This is a genomic window from Streptomyces sp. NPDC058864 (genome assembly GCF_042742985.1).
Lineage (GTDB): Bacteria > Actinomycetota > Actinomycetes > Streptomycetales > Streptomycetaceae > Actinacidiphila.
In genome coordinates this window covers 128,709-150,124 of sequence record NZ_JBHYMQ010000012.1, presented here as the reverse complement: position 1 = coordinate 150,124, position 21,416 = coordinate 128,709, and the positions used below count along the sequence as shown (strand labels likewise).

At 72.2% G+C, this 21,416-nt stretch carries 25 protein-coding genes and 3 tRNA genes; 11 read left to right on the top strand and 17 right to left on the bottom strand.

Annotated elements, in window-relative coordinates:
- Nucleotides 1-24: 24 nt before the first annotated feature.
- The 3 genes from nusG to ACFW3D_RS12605 form a co-directional block, all read right to left on the bottom strand.
- Nucleotides 25-861 carry a transcription termination/antitermination protein NusG gene (nusG, locus tag ACFW3D_RS12615; RefSeq protein ID WP_500504073.1) on the bottom strand — a complete coding sequence of 279 codons (837 nt, stop codon included), beginning with the start codon at nt 859-861 and terminating at the stop codon, nt 25-27.
- A 69-nt stretch (nt 862-930) separates the two neighbouring features.
- Nucleotides 931-1,230, bottom strand: a complete 300-nt coding sequence (secE, locus tag ACFW3D_RS12610) for a preprotein translocase subunit SecE (protein WP_500504072.1) — start codon at nt 1,228-1,230, stop codon at nt 931-933.
- A 63-nt stretch (nt 1,231-1,293) separates the two neighbouring features.
- A tRNA-Trp gene (locus ACFW3D_RS12605) sits at nt 1,294-1,366 on the bottom strand.
- Between the two features lie 214 nt (nt 1,367-1,580).
- Between ACFW3D_RS12605 and ACFW3D_RS12600 the strand changes: the two genes are divergently transcribed.
- Both ACFW3D_RS12600 and ACFW3D_RS12595 read left to right on the top strand, forming a co-directional pair.
- Nucleotides 1,581-2,798 carry a pyridoxal phosphate-dependent aminotransferase gene (locus ACFW3D_RS12600; protein ID WP_500504071.1) on the top strand — a complete coding sequence of 406 codons (1,218 nt, stop codon included), beginning with the start codon at nt 1,581-1,583 and terminating at the stop codon, nt 2,796-2,798.
- Between the two features lie 127 nt (nt 2,799-2,925).
- Nucleotides 2,926-3,939 (top strand): adenosine deaminase, encoded by a 1,014-nt coding sequence (locus ACFW3D_RS12595; protein WP_500504070.1) that lies wholly within the window; start codon nt 2,926-2,928, stop codon nt 3,937-3,939.
- Here the strand turns inward: ACFW3D_RS12595 and ACFW3D_RS12590 are convergent.
- Nucleotides 3,929-4,537, bottom strand: a complete 609-nt coding sequence (locus ACFW3D_RS12590; RefSeq protein ID WP_500504069.1) for a TetR/AcrR family transcriptional regulator — start codon at nt 4,535-4,537, stop codon at nt 3,929-3,931. The genes ACFW3D_RS12595 and ACFW3D_RS12590 overlap by 11 nt on opposite strands.
- A gap of 49 nt (nt 4,538-4,586) precedes the next feature.
- Here ACFW3D_RS12590 and ACFW3D_RS12585 point away from each other — a divergent pair, with 49 nt between their 5' ends.
- Nucleotides 4,587-5,219 carry an NAD(P)-dependent oxidoreductase gene (locus ACFW3D_RS12585; RefSeq protein ID WP_500504068.1) on the top strand — a complete coding sequence of 211 codons (633 nt, stop codon included), beginning with the start codon at nt 4,587-4,589 and terminating at the stop codon, nt 5,217-5,219.
- A 43-nt stretch (nt 5,220-5,262) separates the two neighbouring features.
- Here the strand turns inward: ACFW3D_RS12585 and ACFW3D_RS12580 are convergent, their stop codons facing one another.
- On the bottom strand, nt 5,263-6,318 hold the full coding sequence (locus ACFW3D_RS12580; protein WP_500504067.1) for a UDP-N-acetylmuramate dehydrogenase: 1,056 nt from the start codon (nt 6,316-6,318) through the stop codon (nt 5,263-5,265).
- A gap of 58 nt (nt 6,319-6,376) precedes the next feature.
- Nucleotides 6,377-7,546, bottom strand: coding sequence for a thiolase family protein (locus ACFW3D_RS12575; RefSeq protein WP_500504066.1), 1,170 nt, complete (start codon nt 7,544-7,546; stop codon nt 6,377-6,379).
- Nucleotides 7,547-7,666: 120 nt separating this feature from the next.
- Between ACFW3D_RS12575 and ACFW3D_RS12570 the strand changes: the two genes are divergently transcribed.
- Nucleotides 7,667-8,149 carry a winged helix-turn-helix transcriptional regulator gene (locus tag ACFW3D_RS12570; protein ID WP_500504065.1) on the top strand — a complete coding sequence of 161 codons (483 nt, stop codon included), beginning with the start codon at nt 7,667-7,669 and terminating at the stop codon, nt 8,147-8,149.
- A 56-nt stretch (nt 8,150-8,205) separates the two neighbouring features.
- Here the strand turns inward: ACFW3D_RS12570 and ACFW3D_RS12565 are convergent, their stop codons facing one another.
- The 7 genes from ACFW3D_RS12565 to ACFW3D_RS12535 all read right to left on the bottom strand — a co-directional run bounded on the left by ACFW3D_RS12565 (nt 8,206) and on the right by ACFW3D_RS12535 (nt 11,802).
- On the bottom strand, nt 8,206-9,648 hold the full coding sequence (locus ACFW3D_RS12565) for a DHA2 family efflux MFS transporter permease subunit (RefSeq protein WP_500504064.1): 1,443 nt from the start codon (nt 9,646-9,648) through the stop codon (nt 8,206-8,208).
- A gap of 80 nt (nt 9,649-9,728) precedes the next feature.
- Nucleotides 9,729-10,292, bottom strand: a complete 564-nt coding sequence (locus ACFW3D_RS12560; protein ID WP_500504063.1) for a TetR/AcrR family transcriptional regulator — start codon at nt 10,290-10,292, stop codon at nt 9,729-9,731.
- 77 nt (nt 10,293-10,369) lie between these two features.
- Nucleotides 10,370-10,804: a MaoC family dehydratase gene (locus ACFW3D_RS12555; RefSeq protein WP_500504062.1), complete on the bottom strand. Its 435-nt coding sequence runs from the start codon at nt 10,802-10,804 to the stop codon at nt 10,370-10,372.
- A gap of 4 nt (nt 10,805-10,808) precedes the next feature.
- Nucleotides 10,809-11,261: an FAS1-like dehydratase domain-containing protein gene (locus ACFW3D_RS12550; RefSeq protein WP_500504061.1), complete on the bottom strand. Its 453-nt coding sequence runs from the start codon at nt 11,259-11,261 to the stop codon at nt 10,809-10,811.
- Nucleotides 11,262-11,358: 97 nt separating this feature from the next.
- Complete coding sequence (gene rpmG, locus ACFW3D_RS12545; RefSeq protein ID WP_004571794.1) at nt 11,359-11,523, bottom strand: 50S ribosomal protein L33; 165 nt, start codon at nt 11,521-11,523, stop codon at nt 11,359-11,361.
- 87 nt (nt 11,524-11,610) lie between these two features.
- Nucleotides 11,611-11,683 (bottom strand) — tRNA-Met (locus ACFW3D_RS12540).
- Between the two features lie 46 nt (nt 11,684-11,729).
- Nucleotides 11,730-11,802, bottom strand: a tRNA-Thr gene (locus ACFW3D_RS12535).
- A 213-nt stretch (nt 11,803-12,015) separates the two neighbouring features.
- Between ACFW3D_RS12535 and ACFW3D_RS12530 the strand changes: the two genes are divergently transcribed.
- The 3 genes from ACFW3D_RS12530 (at nt 12,016) to ACFW3D_RS12520 (ending at nt 14,746) form a co-directional block, all read left to right on the top strand.
- Complete coding sequence (locus tag ACFW3D_RS12530) at nt 12,016-13,260, top strand: amidohydrolase family protein (RefSeq protein ID WP_500504060.1); 1,245 nt, start codon at nt 12,016-12,018, stop codon at nt 13,258-13,260.
- 28 nt (nt 13,261-13,288) lie between these two features.
- Nucleotides 13,289-13,951, top strand: a complete 663-nt coding sequence (locus ACFW3D_RS12525; protein WP_500504059.1) for an NAD(P)H-binding protein — start codon at nt 13,289-13,291, stop codon at nt 13,949-13,951.
- Nucleotides 13,952-14,278: 327 nt separating this feature from the next.
- Nucleotides 14,279-14,746, top strand: coding sequence for a nuclear transport factor 2 family protein (locus tag ACFW3D_RS12520; protein WP_500504058.1), 468 nt, complete (start codon nt 14,279-14,281; stop codon nt 14,744-14,746).
- On the opposite strand, the gene ACFW3D_RS12515 is transcribed toward ACFW3D_RS12520, so the two are convergent.
- Together ACFW3D_RS12515 and ACFW3D_RS12510 are read right to left on the bottom strand one after the other, a co-directional pair.
- Nucleotides 14,716-14,961, bottom strand: coding sequence for a DUF8825 domain-containing protein (locus ACFW3D_RS12515; protein ID WP_500504057.1), 246 nt, complete (start codon nt 14,959-14,961; stop codon nt 14,716-14,718). The genes ACFW3D_RS12520 and ACFW3D_RS12515 overlap by 31 nt on opposite strands.
- 159 nt (nt 14,962-15,120) lie before the next feature.
- Nucleotides 15,121-15,672: a DoxX family protein gene (locus ACFW3D_RS12510; RefSeq protein ID WP_500504056.1), complete on the bottom strand. Its 552-nt coding sequence runs from the start codon at nt 15,670-15,672 to the stop codon at nt 15,121-15,123.
- 753 nt (nt 15,673-16,425) lie between these two features.
- On the opposite strand from ACFW3D_RS12510, the gene ACFW3D_RS12505 reads away from it, so the two are divergent.
- From ACFW3D_RS12505 to ACFW3D_RS12490, 4 genes are read left to right on the top strand one after another with little or no spacing between them, the layout of a single operon-like run.
- On the top strand, nt 16,426-17,112 hold the full coding sequence (locus tag ACFW3D_RS12505) for a hypothetical protein (RefSeq protein ID WP_500504055.1): 687 nt from the start codon (nt 16,426-16,428) through the stop codon (nt 17,110-17,112).
- 30 nt (nt 17,113-17,142) lie between these two features.
- On the top strand, nt 17,143-17,700 hold the full coding sequence (locus ACFW3D_RS12500; protein ID WP_500504054.1) for a SigE family RNA polymerase sigma factor: 558 nt from the start codon (nt 17,143-17,145) through the stop codon (nt 17,698-17,700).
- Nucleotides 17,697-18,485, top strand: a complete 789-nt coding sequence (locus ACFW3D_RS12495; protein WP_500504053.1) for a hypothetical protein — start codon at nt 17,697-17,699, stop codon at nt 18,483-18,485. Before ACFW3D_RS12500 ends, ACFW3D_RS12495 begins: the two co-directional genes overlap by 4 nt.
- 51 nt (nt 18,486-18,536) lie before the next feature.
- Nucleotides 18,537-19,136 (top strand): DUF2218 domain-containing protein, encoded by a 600-nt coding sequence (locus ACFW3D_RS12490; protein WP_500504052.1) that lies wholly within the window; start codon nt 18,537-18,539, stop codon nt 19,134-19,136.
- A gap of 184 nt (nt 19,137-19,320) precedes the next feature.
- On the opposite strand, the gene ACFW3D_RS12485 is transcribed toward ACFW3D_RS12490, so the two are convergent.
- The gene (locus tag ACFW3D_RS12485) at nt 19,321-20,148 is read right to left on the bottom strand and encodes a hypothetical protein (RefSeq protein ID WP_500504050.1); all 828 of its coding nucleotides are present in this window, start codon (nt 20,146-20,148) and stop codon (nt 19,321-19,323) included.
- Between the two features lie 132 nt (nt 20,149-20,280).
- A complete protein-coding gene (locus tag ACFW3D_RS12480; RefSeq protein WP_500504049.1) occupies nt 20,281-21,312 on the bottom strand; it encodes a hypothetical protein in 1,032 nt (343 codons plus the stop codon).
- Nucleotides 21,313-21,416: the final 104 nt, after the last annotated feature.

Below are 21,416 nucleotides of genomic sequence, written 5' to 3'. Positions count from 1 at the left end.
GGGCTCTTTCGGAGGACTATTTGACTAGTTCTTCTGGATCTGGTCGAAGCTCAGCTCGACCGGCGTCTCGCGGCCGAAGATCTCCACGAGGCCCTTGACCTTCTTCGAGTCCGGGTTGATCTCGTTGATCGTGGCCTGCAGCGTCGCGAACGGGCCGTCGGTGACCGTGACCGAGTCGCCGACCTCGAAGTCCAGCACCTGGACCTCGACCTTGCGCTTCGGCACGGCACCGCCCTCGCCGCCCTCGGCGGCGGCAGCGGCCTGCTCCTCGACCTCCGGAGCCAGCATCTTGGTGACCTCGTCCAGCGTCAGCGGGTACGGGTCGTAGGCGTTGCCGACGAAGCCGGTGACGCCGGGGGTGTTGCGGACGACGCCCCAGGACTCGTTCGTCAGGTCCATGCGCACCAGCACGTAGCCGGGCAGCTTGTTCTGGCGGACGGTGCGACGGTCGCCGTTCTTGATCTGGACGACCTCTTCCTGGGGCACCTCGGCCTGGTAGATGTAGTCCTCGACGTTCAGCGAGACGGCGCGCTGCTCCAGGTTGGACTTCACGCGGTTCTCGTAGCCGGCGTAGGTGTGGATCACGTACCACTCGCCGGGGAGGACACGCAGCTCCTCGCGGAACGCGGCGACCGGGTCCACCAGGACCTGCTCCTCCGCCGCTTCCTCACCCGTGGCCTCGTCCTCGTCCGCCTCGTCCTCGTCGACGACCTGGACGGCAGCCTGCTCGGCGGGCTCGCCGACGGCCTCGTCTGCAGCCTCCGCCTGGTCGATGTCGCCGTCGGCTGCCTCGACGATGTCGAGCGCGGTGTCGTCGCCCTCGACGGTCTCGTCGGCGTCGTACAGGTTCGGGTCAGACACGGTCGCTGCTTCTTCCTTCACGATGTGGAACAGGCGGTCGGGCGCCACGGGCGCCCTCCGCGGGAGGAATCACCCGAAGACGTACGAGACGCCCTTGTTGAATCCCCAGTCAATCACGGTAACGAGCGCGATGATGACCACAACGAAGACAATCACCACGCTGGTGTAGGTGATGAGCTCGCTGCGCGTGGGCCAGACGACCTTGCGGAGCTCCGCGACGATCTGGCGGTAGAAGAGCGCGAGGCGCGCGAGGGGCCCCTTCTTGCCGCGCTTGCCGCCGCGGCGGGGCTTCTTGGAGGTGGCGTCCGTGGATTCACTGTCGGGACGACCACTCTCAGGCGTCGCGGTGGAGCCCAGGGCTTCCGTCACTCGTCCTCACCTGAATCCGGGTCGTTTGCCGAAACAATCCTCAAAACATCTGCCTGCTTGTAGCAGGGCCGGAGGGACTCGAACCCCCAACCGCTGGTTTTGGAGACCAGTGCTCTACCAATTGAGCTACGACCCTTTGAGTGCCCCCCAACGTACCGCATCCGAGCGGCTGCACGATGTGCGCAGCCAAGATCAGCTCGCGGGGGCCATCGACGGATGAGTGTACGTGTTCGCGGGCCGGGCGTCGAATGCGTCGCGTGTCCGGGCGCGGTTCGGAACGGTTGCGCGCGGTTCTGCCCGGAACGTGAACTCGTGTGCTCCGGTACCGCCGGGTCTGCGACGATGCAGACATGACCGCTGCAACTGAACGACGCGTGTCGGCCCGCATCGGGTCGATCTCCGAGTCCGCGACGCTCGCCGTGGACGCGAAGGCCAAGGCCCTCAAGGCAGCCGGGCGACCGGTCATCGGCTTCGGAGCCGGCGAGCCCGACTTCCCGACCCCCGACTACATCGTCGAGGCGGCCGTGGAGGCGTGCCGCAATCCGAAGTTCCACCGCTACACGCCGGCCGGCGGCCTGCCGGAGCTGAAGGCCGCGATCGCCGCCAAGACGCTGCGCGACTCCGGCTACGAGGTCGACGCCTCCCAGATCCTGGTGACCAACGGCGGCAAGCAGGCCATCTACGAGGCCTTCGCCGCGATCCTCGACCCGGGTGACGAGGTCATCGTCCCGGCGCCGTACTGGACGACCTACCCCGAGTCGATCCGGCTGGCCGGCGGTGTACCGGTGGAGGTCGTCGCCGACGAGACCACCGGCTACCGGGTCTCCGTCGAGCAGCTGGAGGCCGCCCGCACGGAGAAGACCAAGGTCGTGCTCTTCGTGTCGCCGTCCAACCCGACAGGCGCCGTCTACACCGAGGCCGAGACCGAGGCGATCGGCCGCTGGGCCGTCGAGCACGGCCTGTGGGTGCTGACCGACGAGATCTACGAGCACCTGGTCTACGGGGACGCCGCCGCGGTCTCGCTGCCGGCGCTCTTCCCCGAGCTGCGCGACAAGTGCGTCGTCGTCAACGGCGTCGCCAAGACCTACGCCATGACCGGCTGGCGCGTGGGGTGGATCATCGGCCCCAAGGACGTCGTCAAGGCCGCCACCAACCTGCAGTCGCACGCCACCTCGAACGTGAGCAACGTCGCGCAGGTCGCCGCCCTGGCCGCCGTCTCGGGCGACCTGGTGGCCGTGGCCGAGATGCGGAAGGCCTTCGACCGCCGCCGCCAGACCGTCGTGCGGATGCTCAACGAGATCCCCGGTGTCGTCTGCCCCGAGCCGGAGGGCGCGTTCTACGCGTACCCGTCGGTCAAGGCGCTGCTCGGCAAGGAGATCCGCGGCAAGCGCCCGCAGAGCTCCGTGGAGCTGGCCGAGCTGATCCTGGAGGAGGCCGAGGTCGCCGTCGTCCCGGGCGAGGCCTTCGGCACCCCCGGCTACCTGCGCCTGTCGTACGCGCTGGGCGACGAGGACCTCGTCGAGGGCGTCTCCCGGATGCAGAAGCTGCTGGGCGAGGCCAAGGCCTGAGTCCGGCGCCCCGCGGGCCCCTGACCTGCCGGTCAGGGGCCCGCGTGTGTGTGCGGGCAAGCCCTCGTTCGGGGAAAGGGACCGAAAGCGGTACCGGCACCCCCCACCGGTGCGGCAGGATCTGTGGATGGCACGCGATGTATCCCTCCTCCCCAAGGCGCACCTCCACCTGCACTTCACCGGCTCGATGCGGCCCGCGACCCTGCTGGAGCTCGCCGACAAGTACGGGGTGCACCTCCCCGAGGCGCTGACCTCGGGCGAGCCGCCCAGTCTGCGCGCGACCGACGAGCGCGGCTGGTTCCGCTTCCAGCGCCTGTACGACATCGCGCGTTCCGTGCTCCGCTCCCCCGACGACATCCGTCGTCTGGTCCGCGAGGCCGCCGAGGAGGACGCCCGCGACGGGTCGGGGTGGCTGGAGATACAGGTCGACCCCACCTCGTACGCACCGCGCCTGGGCGGGCTGATCCCGGCGCTGGAGATCATCCTGGACGCGGTGGAGACCGCCTCCCGGGAGACGGGCGTGGGCATGGCCGTCCTCGTCGCCGCCAACCGCACCAAGCACCCCCTGGACGCCCGTACGCTGGCCCGCCTCGCGGTGCGCTACACCGACCGCGGGGTGGTCGGTTTCGGGCTCTCCAACGACGAGCGCCGCGGCCTGGCCCGGGACTTCGACCGGGCCTTCGCCATCGCCCGGGAGGGCGGTCTGCTGGCGGCGCCGCACGGCGGCGAGCTGGCGGGCGCGGGCAGCGTCCGCGACTGCCTGGACGACCTGCACGCGAGCCGGGTCGGGCACGGCGTGCGCGCCGCCGAGGACCCGCGGCTGATGGCCCGGCTCGCCGAGCGCGGGGTCACCTGCGAGGTGTGCCCGTCGTCCAACGTCGCCCTCGGCGTCTACGACCGGCCCGAGCAGGTGCCGCTGCGCACCCTCTTCGACGCCGGCGTGCCGATGGCGCTGGGCGCCGACGACCCGCTGCTGTTCGGCTCGCGGCTCGCCGCGCAGTACGAACTGGCCCGGAAGGCGCACGGCTTCACCGACGAGGAGCTGGCCGAACTGGCCCGCCAGTCGGTGCGCGGTTCCGCGGCGCCGGAGGGCGTGCGGACCAAGCTCCTGGCGGGGATCGACGACTGGCTCAGCGACTGATCCCGGCCAGGACGGTGCGGGCGACGGCGGCCGCGAAGTCGTCCAGCGGCCGGTCGTCGACGGGTTCGCCCAGGTAGCGGTTGAGGAAGCCGCGCTGGAAGCACGCGCCGAGGAGCAGCGCGGCGGCCGCCTCGGGGTCGGCGTCGGCGCGGATGCGCCCGTTGTCGCGCTCCGCGCCCAGGTAGCGGGCGAGCTCCCGCAGCGGCAGGTGCGGCCCGGTGCCCATGGGCCGCAGGGCCTCGCGGTGCCGTGCCAGCAGCGCGGGCTCCGCGAAGAGCGAGGCGGCGATCGGCACGCTCGACTCGTAGAAGAGGACCGCGGTGCGCGCGATGTCGGTGAGGCAGCCCTCGACGCTGCGGCCGCCCGGGTCGGCGGTGAGCTCGGCCATGAGCGGGCCGAGCCGGGGCGCCCGCTCCTTGAGCACCTGGACGAACAGCTCCTCCTTGCTGCTGAAGTGCTTGTAGAGCGCGGCCTCCGAGCAGCCGGCCGCCTTCGCGATCTCCTTGGTGGTCGTACGGGCGAGGCCGATGGTGCGCATCAGGCGCTCGGCCGCGTCCAGGATCCGCGTACGGGTGGGCGTTGACTCGGGGGTGGGCATGCACTCACCCTAGTGGTGAGTGAGCATTCACCAACCGAGGGAGGGAACGATGGACATCACGGTGTTCGGCGCGACAGGGGGCATCGGGCAGCAGATCGTGCGCCAGGCGCTGGCGGCGGGGCACGGCGTCACGGCGGTGGTGCGCGACCCGGCGCGGCTGCCGGTGACGGGGAGCGGCCTGGAGGTGTTCACGGCGCCGCTGACCGACCCCGAGCCGCTGCGCGCGGCGGTCGCCGGGCGGGACGCGGTGCTCTCCGGTCTCGGGCCGCGCCGCCGCAAGGACGCGGGGATCGCCGCCGAGGTCACCCGTACCGTCCTGCGGGCCATGGAGGCAGCGGGCGTGCGCCGCCTCGTGGCGGTCAGCGCGGCCCCGCTGGGGCCGGTGCCGCAGGACGAGACGCTGCTGGGCCGGATCGCCGCGCCGGTCGTCTCGGGGCTGCTGCGGCCCGTCTACGACGACCTGCGGGCGATGGAGGACGAGATGCGCCGCAGCGCCACCGACTGGACCGCGGTACGACCCCCCAAGCTCAGCGACAAGCCGCTCACCGGGGTCTACCGGACCGCGCTCAACGCCAACCTGCGCGGCGGCTTCACCATCGGCCGCGCCGACGTGGCGCACGCGATGCTGGCGGCGGTCGGCGACGAGGCGACGCTGAGGCAGGCGGTCGGGGTGGCGTACTAGCCGGCCAGGGGTCCTGTGGTCGTGCCGGGCCACGCCGGGCGGCTCAGAGGCGCACGCCGACCGTCACCGGCTCGTTGACCAGGGTGATCCCGAAGGCCGCGTGGACGCCCTCGACGACCTCGCGGGCCAGCGCGAGCAGGTCGGCCGTCGTGGCGCCGCCCCGGTTGGTGAGGGCCAGGGTGTGCTTGGTGGAGATCCGCGCGGGGCCGGTGCCGTAGCCCTTGCTGAAGCCCGCCTTGTCGATCAGCCAGGCGGCGGAGGTCTTGGTGCGGCCGTCGCCCGCGGGGTAGGCGGGGGGCGCGGCGTCGGGGCCGAGCCGGTCGTGGACCCGGGCCAGGAAGTCCGCGTAACCGGCCTCGGTGAGGACCGGGTTGGTGAAGAAGGAGCCGGCCGACCAGGTGTCGTGGTCCTCGGGGTCCAGCACCATGCCCTTGCCCGAGCGCAGCTTCAGCACCGTCTCGCGGGCGGTGGCCAGGGGCACCCGGTCGCCCGTGCCGACGCCGAGGGCGCGGGCCACCTCGGCGTACTTCAGCGGGCCGGACATGCCGTCGGCGTCCTCCAGCGCGAAGCGCACCCGCAGCACGACGTAGCGGGCGGGGTCCGCCTTGAAGCGGCTGTGCCGGTAGGAGAAGGCGCACCCGGCGTTGTCCAGGACGACCGTCCCGCCGGTGGTCCGGTCGTAGGCGATCACCTCGGTGATCGTGCTGGCGACCTCCTGGCCGTACGCGCCCACGTTCTGGATGGGCGTGGCCCCGGCGGAACCCGGGATGCCGGCCAGGCACTCGACGCCCGCCAGGCCCGCCTCCACGGTGCGGGCGACGGCGTCCGTCCAGACCTCGCCCGCCGCGAGCTCCAGCTCGGTGCCGTTCAGCTCGAATCCCCTGGTGGCGATGCGCAGCGCGGTGCCCGCGAAGCCCTCGTCGCCGATCACCAGGTTGCTGCCGCCGCCGATGACCAGCAGCGGCATCCCGGCCGCGTCCGCCTCCCTGACCGCCTCGACGACCTCGGCGTCCGTGGTCGCCGTCACCAGGCGGGTGGCGGGACCGCCGAGGCGGAAGGTGGTCAGGGGCGCGAGCGGGGCGTCGTTGAGTACGTGCACGGCATTCAGGGTACGGGGCGGGCGGCCGCCGCCAGGGACGCCGCCCGTCCCGTACGGATCAGAGCGCCTCGAGGACCGTCGCGTTGGCCAGTCCGCCCGCCTCGCACATGGTCTGCAGCGCGTAGCGCGCGCCCCGGGCCCGCATGGCGTGGACGAGGGTGGTCATCAGCCGGGTGCCGCTGGCGCCGAGCGGGTGGCCCAGCGCGATGGCCCCGCCGTTGACATTGACCTTGGCGGGGTCGGCGCCGGTCTCCTGGAGCCAGGCGAGGACGACGCTCGCGAAGGCCTCGTTGACCTCGAACAGGTCGACGTCCGCCAGGTCGAGCCCGGCGCGACGCAGCACGCGCTCGGTGGCCGGGATGACACCGGTCAGCATCAGCAGCGGGTCGGAACCGGTGACCGCGAAGCTGTGCAGCCGGGCGAGCGGCCGCAGGCCCAGCCGTTCGGCGGTCTCGCTGCTGGTGATCAGCACGGCGGAGGCGCCGTCGTTGACCGGGCTGCTGTTGCCGGCCGTGACCGACCAGTCGATCTGCGGGAAGCGCTCGGCGTAGCCGGGGTCGGCGAAGGCGGGGCGCAGCCCGGCGAGGATCTCCGGGGTGGTCGTGGGACGGACGGACTCGTCCGTGGTGAGCCCGGCGAGCGGCGCGACCTCGGCGTCGAAGGCACCGGCCGACCACGCCGCGGCGGCCTTGCGGTGCGAATCGGTGGCGAAGGCGTCCATCGCCTCGCGGCTCAGCGACCACTTCGCGGCGATCAGCTCCGCGCTGATGCCCTGCGGCACGAGTCCGCCCGGGAAGCGCGCGGCGACGCCCGGGCCGAACGGGTCCGCGCCGGGCGGCACGTTGGACCACATGGGCACCCGGCTCATCGACTCGACCCCGCAGGCCACGACGACGTCGTACGCGCCAGCGATGACACCCTGCGCGGCGAAGTGCACGGCCTGCTGGGAGGAGCCGCACTGCCGGTCGACCGTGGTGGCCGGGACGGAGTCCGGGAAGCCCGCCGACAGCCAGGCCCAGCGGGTGGTGTTCATGGCCTGCTCGCCGACCTGGTCGACGGTCCCGCCGATGACGTCGTCGACGAGCGCGGGGTCGATCCCGCTGCGGCCGACGAGCTCCTTCAGGGTGTGGGCGAGCAGCTCCACCGGGTGCGTCCCGGCGAGCGCCCCGCCCGGCTTGCCCTTGCCGATGGGGGTGCGGACGGCTTCGACGACGACGGCGTCGCGCATGACGTTCTCGCCTCCTGCGGTGCGGTGCGACGGGGTTGGTTTGATTTTCCAACCCTCTCTTGACACCGAGCGTAGGGCGAGTGGGTTTGGAATCACAACCTGCCGTGTGAGACTGGGCCGGTGAGCCCGACCACATCTGTGCCCCCGCTGCCGGGGCGCCCCTGCTCCGCCGCCGCCGCCCTGCACGTCGTCGGCGAGAAGTGGGCGCTGCTCGCGGTCCGCGAGATCCTCTACGGCAACCGGCGCTTCGACGCCCTCGCCCGCAACACGGGCGCTCCCCGCGACCGCCTCACCGCGCGGCTGCGCGCCCTGGAGGACGCGGGCATCGTCGAACGGCGCGCCTACAGCGAGCGGCCGCCGCGGTACGAGTACCACCTGACGGAGGCGGGGCGTGATCTCGCACCGGTCATCCGGGCGCTGGTGGCCTGGGGCGACAAGTGGGCGGTGGACGAACCGCCGGTCGTGCTCCGGCACCGGGGGGATCATCCGGTGGACGCCGTCGAGCACTGCCGCACCTGCGGGGACGAGGTCCACGACAGCGACCTCGCGCTCGACATCCGGAGCGAGGGATGGACGCCGGCCGGGCGGACGGGGTCCGGATAGACGAAAGCGCGCGTCACCACCGGTCCGGCCGGTGGTGACGCGCGCTCGACTGGGCGTCAGGATGCCGCGTCGACCAGGGACTTGGCCGGGGCCGGGGTCGCCTCGGGGGCCTTCGCGGCGCGGCGGGCCGGGATGAGGAGGGCCGCGAGCGCGCCGGCCGCGACGGCTGCCGCGCCCACCCAGAGGGCCGGGGCGAGGCCGTCGACGAACCGCGTCGCGGACTCGTAGCCGCCCTGGGCGGAGAAGACCGCCGCGAGCGTCGCGACGCCGAGGGCCCCGCCGACCTCGCGGAGGGCGTTGTTGGCGCCCGAGGCGATGCCCTGCTCCTCCGGCCGGACGCTGCCCATGACGATGTTGGCGCTCGGGGCGAAGTACATCGCCATCCCGATGCCGCTCACGATCAGCGCCGGAACCTGCGCGGCGTACGACATGCCCGGCTCCACGATCAGGGCGAACCAGCCGAGGCCCAGCGCCTGCAGCGCGAGTCCGGCGGCGACGACCGGCCGGCCGCCGATGCGGTCGGAGAGGAAGCCGGCGATGGGCGCGACGAGCATCGGCATGCCGGTCCAGGGCAGCATGCGCAGCCCCGCCTCGGTCGGGGAGTAGCCCGCGACGCCCTGGAGGAACTGGCTGAGCAGGAAGATCGAGCCGAACATGCCGAGGAACATCAGCAGGCTGGCCGCGTTGACGGCGGCGAAGGCGCGGCTGCGGAAGAGCCGCATCGGCAGGATCGGGTTCCGGGCGCGGATGCCGTGCCGGACGAAGGCGGCCAGCAGCACACCGCCGCCTATGAGGCCGCCGAGGACGGGGCCGCTGGTCCAGCCGTCGGCGTTGCCCCGGACGAGGGCGAAGACGATGCCGAACAGACCCGCGCTGGCCAGCACCGTGCCGGTCACGTCGAGCCGGGGGTCGGGGCCGCGGCTCTCGGCGAGCCGCAGCCGGGCGAGGGGCAGCAGGAGCAGGCCGATCGGGACGTTCAGCCAGAAGATCCACTGCCAGGAGATGTGCTCGGTGAGCGAGCCGCCGATGAGCGGTCCGGCGGCAACCGCGAGGCCGTTGACGGCGCCCCAGATGCCGAACACCATGCCCCGCCGCTCGGGCGGGACGGTGGCCGAGAGCAAGGTGAGGGTGAGCGGCATCAGGATCGCGGCGCCGACGCCCTGGACGGCGCGGGCGGCGATGAGTTCGCCCATGCCGGGGGCGAGCGCGGCGGCGGCGGAGGCCGCGGAGAAGACGCCGAGGCCCACGAGGAACATGCGGCGGCGGCCGAAGCGGTCGCCCAGGGCGGCGCCGAACATCAGGAGGACGGCGAAGGTGAGCGTGTAGGCGCTCACCGTCCACTCCAGGTCCTCCAGGGCCCCGCCGAGGTCCGCGCGGATGGGGGGCAGCGCCGTGGTGACGACCAGGTTGTCGAGGGCCGCCATGAAACCGGCGACGCTGGTGATGACGAGGGCCCAGACGACGCTGCCGCGCCTTCCCTCCGTCGGTTGCTGTGCCATGAACTCCCCCAGCTGATTAGTAATTGATCAATAACTTTCATGGACATGAGCCGGCCCGGGAATCAGGCCGGCGCGACCCCTCAGCCCTTCCCCGGGAAGCGGTCGGCGTAGAGGTCCTCGATCCCCGCCCAGCTGCGCTCGTGCTGCGGAACACCGAGCGCCACCAGCACGTTCACGAGCATCCCCGTGCCGAAGAACTCCGCCGCGTCGCCGTCACCCACCCCGGTACGCGTCCTGACGTACTCCCACAGACCCAGCCAGCCGCGCCGACAGGCCTCGCGGATCTCCTCGTCGTCGACGGCGGCCACGTACATCTGCAACTGCATCCGCAGGACGTCGCCGCCCCCGACGAGCTCCTGGTACGAGCCGCACATCGCCTGGAACGCCTCCTCCCCCTCCAGCCCATCGGCCGCCTTCTCGAAGTGCGCCTCTATCGTCTCGACGCACCGCGCCGCGGCGGCCAGGAACAGCGCCTTCTTGTTCGGGAAGAGCCGGAAGAGGTACGGCTGCGACACTCCCATGCGCTTGGCGATGACCCCGGTGGAGGTGCCGTTGTAGCCACCCGTGCCGAACTCCGTCATCGCCGCGCGGACCGCCGCCTCGCGGCGCTCGTCCGCGCTCATCCGCATCCCGTCGCCTGCCATGCCAAGTAAGTTATCAGTCAATAACAAACCCTGGCAAGAGGAAGGCGGCGGGAGCACCCGCCGCCTTCTCCTCACGGCTACGCGAGCCGGACCACCGCGCGGGACATGCCCAGCACCTTCTGCCCGGCGCTGACCGCCGTGACGTCCACCCGGACCGTGCGCTCGTCGTCGTCCAGCTTGGCCGCGACCTTGGCGCTGACCTCGATCAGCGCGCCCGTGCCGTCGTTCGGCACCACGACCGGCTTGGTGAAGCGGACGCCGTACTCCACGACCGCGCCCGGGTCGCCCGCCCAGTCCGTCACCACGCGGGCCGCCGAGGCCATGGTGAACATGCCGTGCGCGATGACGTCCGGCAGGCCCACCTCCTTGGCGAACTTCTCGTTCCAGTGGATCGGGTTGAAGTCACCGGAGGCGCCGGCGTACCGCACGAGCGCGGCGCGGTCCACGGGGAAGGACCGCCCCGGCAGTTCGGTGCCGACCTCGACCTCGTCGTAGGAGATCTTCGCCGTCATCGGATCACTCACCCTCCGGCGCGCGCGCCACCAGTTTCATCAGCGCCGTCACCACGTGCTCGCCGCTCTCGTCGTGGACCTCGCCGCGGACGTCGACGACGTCGTTGCCCGCGAGCGACTTGATGGCATCGATGGTGACCGTCACCGACAGGCGGTCACCTGCCCGCACGGGCCGGGTGTAGCTGAACTTCTGGTCGCCGTGCACCACACGGCCGTAGTCCAGTCCCAGCTCCGGGTCGAGGACGACCTGCCCCGAGGCCTTGAACGTGATCACGAACGGGAAGGTCGGCGGCGCGATCACGTCCGGGTGGCCGAGGGCCTTGGCCGCGTCGGGGTCCGTGTAGACCGGGTTCGGGTCACCGACGGCCTCGGCGAACTCGCGGATCTTCTCCCGGCCCACCTCGTACGGAGCGGTGGGCGGATACGTCCGCCCCACGAAGGACTGGTCCAGCGCCATCGGCACCTCCTGGAGCTTGGTCTGCGCGTCGGCGGGTCCGCCAACGCCAAGAGGCCGCCCCCGTGAAGGGACGGCCTCGTTGGTCTTACGGCCTGGGTCAGCGCGTCTCGCGGTGCGCGGTGTGCGCGTTGCAGCGCGGGCAGTGCTTCTTCATCTCAAGACGGTCCGGGTCGTTGCGCCGGTTCTTCTTGGTGATGTAGTTCCGCTCCTTGCACTCCACGCAGGCCAGCGTGATCTTCGGGCGGACGTCGGTGGCGGCCACGTGAGTGCTCCTTGACGAACGGCAATAAGGTTTGAACACGGAAAGAGTAGCCGATTGAGGGACCGATCCCACAATCGGCTACGCGAGTAGCGGCGACCGGACTTGAACCGGTGACACAGCGATTATGAGCCGCTTGCTCTACCGACTGAGCTACGCCGCTTCGATGAAGAGATCACCCGCCGGGTGGCGGGTCATCCGATCATCAGAGCCCCAATACGGAATCGAACCGTAGACCTTCTCCTTACCATGGAGACGCTCTGCCGACTGAGCTATTGGGGCGAGCGAGGAAGACATTACACGGTCCGCCGCCGAAGGTGAAATCCGTATCTTGCGGGCAGCCGCCGGACCACCTCCCGCCTCCGCCGCCCCAGCCGCTCGGCCCCATACGTCACTTGACGTCACCAGTACGACTATTCGCTCTTCCCGGACGTACCGGGCGACGGGCCCTAGGCTCGGAACCGCGTGATCTTGCCTCCGGCCCCGAGGAGCGCGATGACCGACAGCCAGCCGCAGCAGCCCACCGACCCGCCGCTCGGCGAAGCCGCCCCTGCCCCCGCCCTCCTGCTCTGCGGTGCCCGTCTCGCCGACGGCCGCACCGTCGACGTACGCCTGGCCGGAGCCCGCATCGAGGCCGTCGGCACCGCCGGCAGCCTCCACGAGGGCACCCGGGTCGACCTCGGCGGCTACCTCCTGCTGCCCGCCCCCGCCGAACCCCACGCCCACCTCGACACCGCCCTCACCGCCGGTTCCGCCGGCCCGCCCTCCTACGACACCGAGGACGTGCAGCGCAGGGTCACCGAGGGCGCCCTCCACCAGCTCGGCCACGGCGCGACCGCGGTCCGCACCCACATCCGCATCGGCGACGTACAGGGGCTGCGCTCCCTGGAGGCGGCGCTGCAGGCCCGGCGTGCGCTGCGCGGCCTGGTCGACGTGCAGACCGTGGCCGTGCCCCGGGTGCTCACCGGGCCCGCCGGCGCGGACGGCCTCGCCGTGCTCCGCGACGCCCTCAAGATGGGCGCCGGCGTGGTGGGCGGCTGCCCCGACCTCGACCCCGACCCGGCCGGCTACGCGGAGGCCGTGCTCGCCATCGCCGCCGAGTTCGGTCTCCCCGTCGACCTGCACACCGACGCCGCCGACCCGGCCCGGCTCTCCCGGCTCGCCGCGATGGCAGGGGGGTTGCGCCCCGGTGTCGCCCTCGGCCCCTGCGGCGGCCTGACCCGGCTCCCGTACGACACCACCGTCCGCCTCGCCGGGCAGCTCGCGGCCGCCGGGGTCTCCTTGACCGCCCTCCCGCAGGGCGGCTGCGGCGCACTGGAGCCGTTGCGCCGGGGCGGCACCGCGCCGGTGCGGACCCTGCGGGCGGCCGGCGTCCGGATCGCCGCGGGCAGCGGCGCGCTGCGCGACCTGACCAACCCCGTCGGCCGCGGCGACCCCCTGGAGGCCGCCTTCCTGCTCGCCTCCCACGGCGAGTGCGCCCCCGGGGAGGCCTACGACGCGGTGAGCCGGGAGGCCCGCGCCGTCATGGGGCTGCCCGAGGTGCGGGTGGAGGCGGGCTTCCCCGCCGAACTGCTCGCCGTGCGGGCCGAGCGGCTGGAGAGCGCGCTGTCGCTCGCGTACAGCCGGATCGTCATCCACCGGGGACGGGTCGTCTCGCGGACCAGCGCGGTGCGCGAGTACACCGACACCCTGGCACTCGACCTGCCGCGCCAATCGAGGAGCCGCCGTGACCCGGCATGAACGGCACGCCGGGCGTAGCGTCGGTGGCATGCGCACTGTGATCGCTGGTGGACATGGACAGATCGCGCTGCGGCTGGAGCGGCTGCTCGCCGCGCGCGAGGACGAGGTGGCAGGCATCATCCGCAGGCCCGAACAGGCCGATGACCTGCGTGAGGCCGGCGCCGAACCGATCGTGCTCGACCTGGAGTCGGCCTCGGTGGACGAGGTGGCCCGGGCGCTGACCGGCGCGGGCGCGGTCGTCTTCGCGGCGGGCGCGGGGCCGGGCAGCGGCGTCGCCCGCAAGGAGACCGTGGACCGGGACGCCGCCGTGCTGCTGGCCGACGCAGCCGAGCGCGCGGGCGTACGCCGTTATCTGATGGTCTCCGCGATGGGGGCCGACGCCGAACCCCGCCCCGGCACGGACGAGGTCTTCGCCGCCTATCTGCGCGCCAAGGGCGCCGCCGACTCCGAGGTACGCCGTCGCTCCGGCCTGGAGTGGACGATCGTGCGCCCCGGTCGGCTGACCGACGACCCGGGCACGGGCCGGGTCCGGCTCGCCGCCTCCACCGGGCGCGGTTCGGTGACGCGTGACGACGTCGCGGCAGTCCTGGCCGAGCTGCTCGACACGCCCTCGACGGCGGGCCTCGTCCTGGAACTGATCGAGGGTCACACCCCGGTGTCGGTCGCGGTGAAGGACGTGGCCGGCAACTGAGGCGCACCCGGGGGCGGCCGTCGTCGGGAGGTGCGGTCGCCCCGAAAGGGCCGCCCCGGTCTCTTCCCACGGATTGGCCGGCCGGTCGCGACGGTTCCTTCCGGGAACTCCCCGCGCCCATGGACAACGGGACTCCCCGGGCACACCGGCATCACCGTTTTCGGTCTCACCGCGGGACACCGGTCCCCGAATTCCGCGAGGCACGGGATGCGGGCGCGGGTGGACGGGTAGAGGGGGAACGGCCGAGATGCGATCAGTCCGGCTCTGGGCTGCACTTGATCGTATCGGGACGGGCCAGCGCCATCCCCCTGACGTCACGGAGAGAGCATGCCGATGAAGCCCCCGGCACCCCCGTTCACCCGCGAGACCGCCATCGAGAAGGTCCGCATCGCGGAGGATGCCTGGAACAGCCGCGACCCCGAGAAGGTGTCCCTCGCCTACACGCCGGACAGCCGGTGGCGGAACCGCGGTGAGTTCGTCAACGGGCGGGAGGAGATCGTCGCGTTCCTCACCCGCAAGTGGACGAGGGAGCAGGAGTACCGGCTCATCAAGGAGCTCTGGGCCTTCGACGGCAACCGCATCGCGGTCCGCTTCGCCTACGAGTGCCACGACGACTCCGGCAACTGGTACCGCTCCTACGGCAACGAGAACTGGGAGTTCGACGACGAGGGCCTGATGCGCGTACGGCTGGCCAGCATCAACGACACCCCCATCGCCGAGTCGGAGCGCAAGTACCACTGGCCCCTGGGGCGGCGGCCCGACGATCACCCGGGTCTGTCCGACCTCGGGTTCTGAGCGGCCCGGGCCTGCTGTCGCAACTCCACCCGGGCCGCGGGCGAGCGGCCCGGGCCGGTGCGCCAGTACGGGTGCCAGAACAGCCGGCAGGAGAGCCACAGCAGACGTTGCCGCAGGAGCGCCGCGTGGGCCGGCTCCTCGGCGAGTTGCGCGTAGGTGAGGTGCCACTCGCGCTGCGCCTGCACCAGATCGGGCGGGAACACGGTGTTGGCCATGCGCGTAATTCAATCACGTGTTCGATTTTCTTGGCACGCCCCACGCGTCACTCGTAGGAGTGAGCTTGCGGCAGCGCCCGGCGCCGGACGCCCCAAGGCCCCGGGGCTCCCCCGCGCCCGGGGCCGTAGGAGTGCGTGCCGGGCCGGCAGGAGCGGGCCCTAGAGGTTCAGGACGACGAGCGCCCCCAAGCCGCCCAGGCCCAGCGCGACGGCGGCATCAGCCCAGCCGCCCCTCCCCCAGCGGAAGTAGCGGTCCAGCGCGAGCCGCCCGGGACCGATGGCGGCGACACCGAGGGCGACGACGGTGATGGCCAGGTTGTACTCGATGCCGCCCTGCTCGTCCCACAGTCCGCGGGCGCCGGTCACGGTGGCCATGGCATTGATCATCACGCCGATCAGCGCAGCCGAGGCGAGCGGGGTGAGCAGCCCCAGGGCCAGGCCCACGCCGCCCAGGAACTCCGAGGCCCCGCAGATGGCGGCGTAGACCTTGCCCGGCGAGTAGCCCAGCATCTCGAAGCCCTTGCCGGTGCTGGTGAGCCCCTGGCCGCCGAACCATCCGAGGGTCTTCTGGAGCCCGTGCCCCGCCATCAGGACGCCGAAGGTGAGCCTGATCAGCAGCAGGCCGCAGTCCCCGGCGGTCACCCGCGGCCGCGGCGGCGGGGCCTCCTCGGTCTGCGGCGGAACGCGCAATCGCTCAGCTATGTAGTGCATGAGGAACCCTCTTCTGCCCCCGAGTCCCCGACGGGCGGCGCCGGCCGACCTCTGGGGACCAGCGGAGCGTGTTGATGCAGTCACCGCGGATCACACAGGCATCCCTCCTCCCTCTCCAGGAGGTACGCGACAGCTGCGTGCCACGTTCAACCACTTTCCCCTATTTCGTACCTCTCATCCAGAAATGACGGAAGTGCCGATTGGCACGGGTGGCCGTGCCCGGGTGGATCGTGGCCAGGTGGTGACGCGCCGAGGGGGCTGTCGGGTACGTGGGCGATCCGGTCGCCCCGGTGGTCACGGCGTTCGCCCCTCACGAGCTGGGCGTCGAGGAGCCCGAGGCCACGGGCCCGGCCGGCCCCGAGGGCGACACGGACGACGCGGACGACGCAGACGACACGGAACGGGTCGTCCGGCAGGTCGTAGCCGTCGCCTCTTCGCGGATCCCCGCCGGCAGCATCGCCCACCATCGCTCGGACGCGGTCGCGCCCGCCGTTCCCGGCACCCCTCCCGGCGGCCCGGGCGACGGGATCTCCCGGGCCCGACCGTGCGGTGCGGCCGCAACCGACCGGATCGCGGACGAAGTTGTGCGGCCGTGCAACCCCCCGCGCGCATTCGGGAGTACCTAAGAACGGACGTCCATTGACGGCCACCGCATCCGGTGGCCACCCCAGGCCGGCGCGCGGGCCCACCGCGCCGGCCGTCAAGGACCGCCCGGCGCGGTGCCGGGCGGCAGCTTCGAAGGAGAAATGCTCCGTGGCTCTCAGTTTTGCCAGGAAGGCGGGCATGGCGACCGCCGCGGCGATCGCGATCGGCGCGGTGTCGCTCGGCGCCTCCGCGGTGGCGGCGCCGGCGGGCCCGGCGGCCCCGGCCGCGCACCGGGCCGGCGCACCCGCGGCCGTGGCCGCCAAGGCGGTCGCCGCACCCCGGAAGCAGGCGCCCCAGGTCGTCACGCAGCTGATCGGCAAGGGCCGGGTGGACGGCAAGCGCTGGTCGGTGGCGCTGGAGTTCCACCGGACGCTGCCGGAGGGCTACGACCTTCCCACGGCGCCCGACGGCACCCCCGCACCCGGCACGGCGCTGCTGTGCCAGCGCATGTACATCGACGGCGTGCGCATCGACCACCAAGGCGGCCCCTGGTCCGACTGCCAGCCCGTCACCGGCGCCCACGACCTGGCGGGCTCCGGCAGCATGGGCCTGTGGGGCTTCCAGGACAAGGGCACCACCGGCTCCCGCCTGATGGTCTCCAACCCGGACGCGGACGTCGCCTACGGTGTCGTCGTCCTCACCGACGGCACCCGTCTGAAGGCTGCCACGGTCACCGTCCCCGGCACCGGCTACCGCGCCTGGGCCGTCGCCATACCCGACGGCAGGACCATCGCCGCCGTCGACCAGTACGACAGCCGCCACCACCGCCTCACCCACGACACCTACTGGCGCTGACCCCGGGAAGAAGGACGGGCACCTCCTGCCGTGCAGCCACGTGACGACCGAGCCGAGGACGACGGACCGGACACTGAGTTCACCCGGTTCGTCGCCGCCCGCTGGCGCGCCCTGACCCACACCGCGTACCTGCTCACCGGGGACTTCCACGAAGCGGAGGACCTGGTGCAGTCGACGCTGGCCAAGGTGTACCCGCACTGGGAACGGCTACGGCCCGAGCACGCCGAGCACTACGTGCGGCGGGCGCTGGTCAACACCAATCGCAGCCGGCACCGCCGCCGCAGGATCGCCCACCTTCTCCTCCCCTCGCTGCCCGACACCCGCCCCGTCCCCGATGACGGGGCGGGCGTCGGGGGCGTGGACGGGTACGACGCCCTGGCCCGTCTGCTCGCCGAACTGCCCGAGCGACAGCGGGCGGTCGTCGTGCTGCGCTACTGCGAGGACCTGTCCGCGGAGGAAGTGGCGGACGTCCTCGGCTGCTCGGTCGGCACCGTGAAGAGCCAGGCCTCCCGGGCCCTGGACAAACTCCGCAACCGGACGACCGTCGCCCGTCTTCACCCGTCCAGCCGCCCCGCAGAGGCACGATGACTCCCGACCACGACCGACGCCCCGCCCAAGAGGACTGGCTGCGCGAAGCCTTCGTCCGGTCGCGCGACGCCTACCCCACCTCCCAGGCCCCCGTGGAGCGGATCCTCGCCACCGCGCGGGCCGGCAGGAAGCGCCGGCGTGCCGCTGCCGCCGTCGGTGCCATGGCGGGTGCCGCCTGCGTCCTCGCCGTCGCCCTGGCCGTCCCGCTCCACGGGCCCCGTCCCCCCGTGGGCCCCGCGCAGCACTCCTCGCCCGCCTCGGCCCCGACCGCCACCGCTACGGCGGGGCCCGTCACCGTCCCCGTGGGCGGGGGCACCACAGGCGGCGTCCCCTGGTCGGTGGCGCTGGAGTTCCACCGGACACTGCCGGAGGGCTACGACCTTCCCACGGCGCCCGACGGCACCCCCGCCTCCGGCACGGCGCTGCTGTGCCAGCGCATGTACATCGGCGGGATCCGCATCGACCACCAGGGCGGCCGCTGGTCCGACTGCCAGCCCGTCACCGGCCCCCACGACCCCGCCGGCTCCGGCAGCATGGGCCTGTGGGGCCTCCAGGACAAGGGCACCACCGGCTCCCGCCTGATCGTCTCCAACCCCGAGGCGGACGTTGCCTACGGCATCGTCTCCCTCACCGACGGCACCCGCCTCAAAGCATCCACCGTCACCGTCCCCGGCACCGGCTACCGCGCCTGGGCCGTCGCCATACCCGACGGCAGGACCATCGCCGCCGTCGACCAGTACGACAGCCGCCACCACCGCCTCACCCACGACACCCAATGGCGCTGACCGCAGGACGACCGTGGCCGTTGTCACATTCCGCGCCTCCGCCCTGTCCTCATGGAGGAAACGCACCGGGCACGGAAGGCGGGGTTCCTCATCATGGGCGTCGAGCAGTCCCAGCGGGCCGAAGGCCACGTCCGTAGCGACGAGCCGGCCCGGTACCTGGCGCAACTGCGCACGTGGACGGGCGCGGCGGACAGCCGTCCGCGGCGTGAGCGGCACGTCGGGTGGTCCGAGACACGCGGAACCATCGAGGCCGAGGGCGGCCGGTGCACCCTGCAGGCAGGGCCCGGCACGCTGACGCTCCACGTCGAAGCCGCCGACCAGGACGGCCTCCGGCGCATCCAGCAGTTGGTCAGCGAGCGCCTGCGGGAGATCGACGGGCCCGGCGCGCCTTCGGTCACCTGGCAACCGGCCCCGTCCCCGTCCGTGGCCCCGGCGGCCACGCGCCGCCCGCGGCTCGGCGCGAAGCTCGGCACCGCCGCCGTGGTCGTCCTGGTCGTCGTCGCCCATCTGGGCCTTGGCGGGCTCCTGCTGACGTCCGGCCCCTGGAAGCACTGGGCCCTCGGCGCGCTCCTGGCCGTCGTCCTGGCCAAGGCCGTCCACCTGCTCCGGCGTCGCGCCGTTCGCCGTGGCAAGGCCCGCCAGCACCACTGATCCGCGGTAGCCGCTACCGCCGGCGCACGTCACGGCCGGTCGCAGGAACGGCCGCCCGCTCGAATCACGTCGAGATCGTCGGCTCTCCACTAGCCGTCCCGCCGACGGGCCCGGCGCCTCGGCGCCGGGCCCGATTCACACAGGTGGGCTCACAACCGCGTGAGGTGAACCGCCCGGCCTGGTCCTAGCGCACGTCGACGTAGTCGGACACGCTGGTGGCCACGCCGGTCGTGGAGTTGCCGTAGTACACCCAGCGGTAGTAACCGTCGACCGAGGCGGTGACCGTGGTCTTCAGGCCTCCGGTGCTGCTGGTGGTGGCCTTCTTGACCGTCTTGAAGGTGTCGCTGCCCTTGGCGCGGAACTGGAGGCTGACAGAACGGCCGCTGTAGGCGCCGTACTTCTTCGTGCTCCAGTTCGCCCGGGTCAGCTTGCCCGTGACGGTGATCGGCTTGCCCTTGGTGACCGGCTCCGGCGAGGCGTTGGTGGTGGCCTTGGCCGCGCGCTTGAGCTGGACGGTCGTGGACCGCGTCTCCCGCTCCGCGGTCTTCAGGCCGCCGCCGGCCTTCCACAGGCGCAGCGACACGCCGACCTTCCAGGTCGTGGCGTCGCTGTTGGAGTCGACGTGCTCCTGGCTCGGGTCCGGGTCGATGTAGAGGTTGCCCTCGCAGCGAGCGTGCTTGGAGTCGATCTCGTAACAGGTGTAGCCGCCGGGCCCGATGAAGTTCTCCCCGCTGTCCGCCGCCGTGTTGATGCTCCCGCGGTAGAGAAAGGGGAAGGCGTCGTAACGGAAGGGGTCGGCGGTGCTGTACCCGGAAGGCAGCGCGATGTTGAACCGCATGGGCGGCTCCACCACCTTCGACGTGCCGACGACGATCGGCTTGCCGTTGTTGACGACGATGTTCGACACGGTGATGCCGGTGTCCGCCGCGTGAGCCGTCGGCGCGCTCAGCGCCGAGAGCCCCAGCGCCCCCACGAGCGTGGCCACCGCGGCGATTCGTCTGCCAGTTCTCATTCACACCTCTTCAGGAGACGGCCGTTACAAAGAGGCGGCAGCCTATCTGACGAGTTCATGCCCTTCCCCTCGCCGCCGTCGCGTCTGTCGTCGATCAGCGACGCTTCGGTCCGCTCGCAGGCATCCGGCGTCCTACTGCAGGTTCCAGCGGTGCGGATGTCCGGGGTCGGCGGGGCACTCGAAGATGTTGAGTTCACCGTCGCGGCCCACGCGGACCTTGGTGGGTGTGGCGAACGGGTACGGGGAGAGGTCTCGCTCTTCGAGCGGTTTCCAGCTGGCGCTGCCGCCGTCCCACTCGGAGCTGTCGATGGTCAGCAGGAGTTCCATCGGTGTCGCACAGGTGAGGCACACCATCGGGGAGGGGTCTGTGACGTGCCAGGACGCGAACCCACCGACGCGCCAGCCGGGTGGGATGGACACGTCGTACTGATAGCCGACCGGGTCGGTGCCTTCGTCGGTGGCAGACTGCTCGGCCTCTTCTTCCAAAGCCTCTTCCCAGGCGTCGATCCGGGCGCACAGCTCTTCTGGGAGAAGACCGGCGAAGGGGTAGGTGACCACCTGTTCCGGGTGCAGGACACACGGCTCCGGCACGTATCCCTCAAAGCCGACGACCTGCGGCTGTGGTGGCCGGGCGAGCACCTCCCCGACCTCCGCGGACCTGCGCCAGCGCAGGTCGAGCAGCATGCCGTACCGTCCCGGACCGTGCGCGTCGAAAGGGCACCAGAACACCTGGAGCAGGTCGCAGTCGTCCGGCCCGCCCGTGAGGTCGGGTACGTCTCGCCGGAACAGCTGCGCGACACCGATCAGCGGTAGCGGGTCGGTCTCGGAGGCTTCCGCGATCCGCTGCGGTCGGCGCAACTCCTGCAGGAGGTCGCGTTCCTCGTCCGTCGGCCCCGGGGCCGTCCGGCGGGTCCACGCGGTGGTCAGGATCCGTCGTTCCCCGTGGATGTCCGCGGGGCGCCGGCCGCGCCCACGGCCGTGGGCCTCGGTGCACACCGGCCACGGCTCGTCCGCCGGCCACAACATCGGACCGCCCACGGAACTCGCCGACACCTCTGGCTTGCCCGGCCGCGGATGGAGCCGGGTGATCGTGCCCCGGTGCGCGGCAAGTTCCGGGAAGAGCGCCTCGATATCGAGCGGGCGCGGCGGTGTGGTCCTCTTCATGCGGGCGACGATCGACATCGGACTCACGATCCCGTCCAGGCCCCGTCCCGGGCCGCGCGGGAGCGGGCGTGCGAGGGCGGAAGGACCGACGGCAGCCCGCGTCC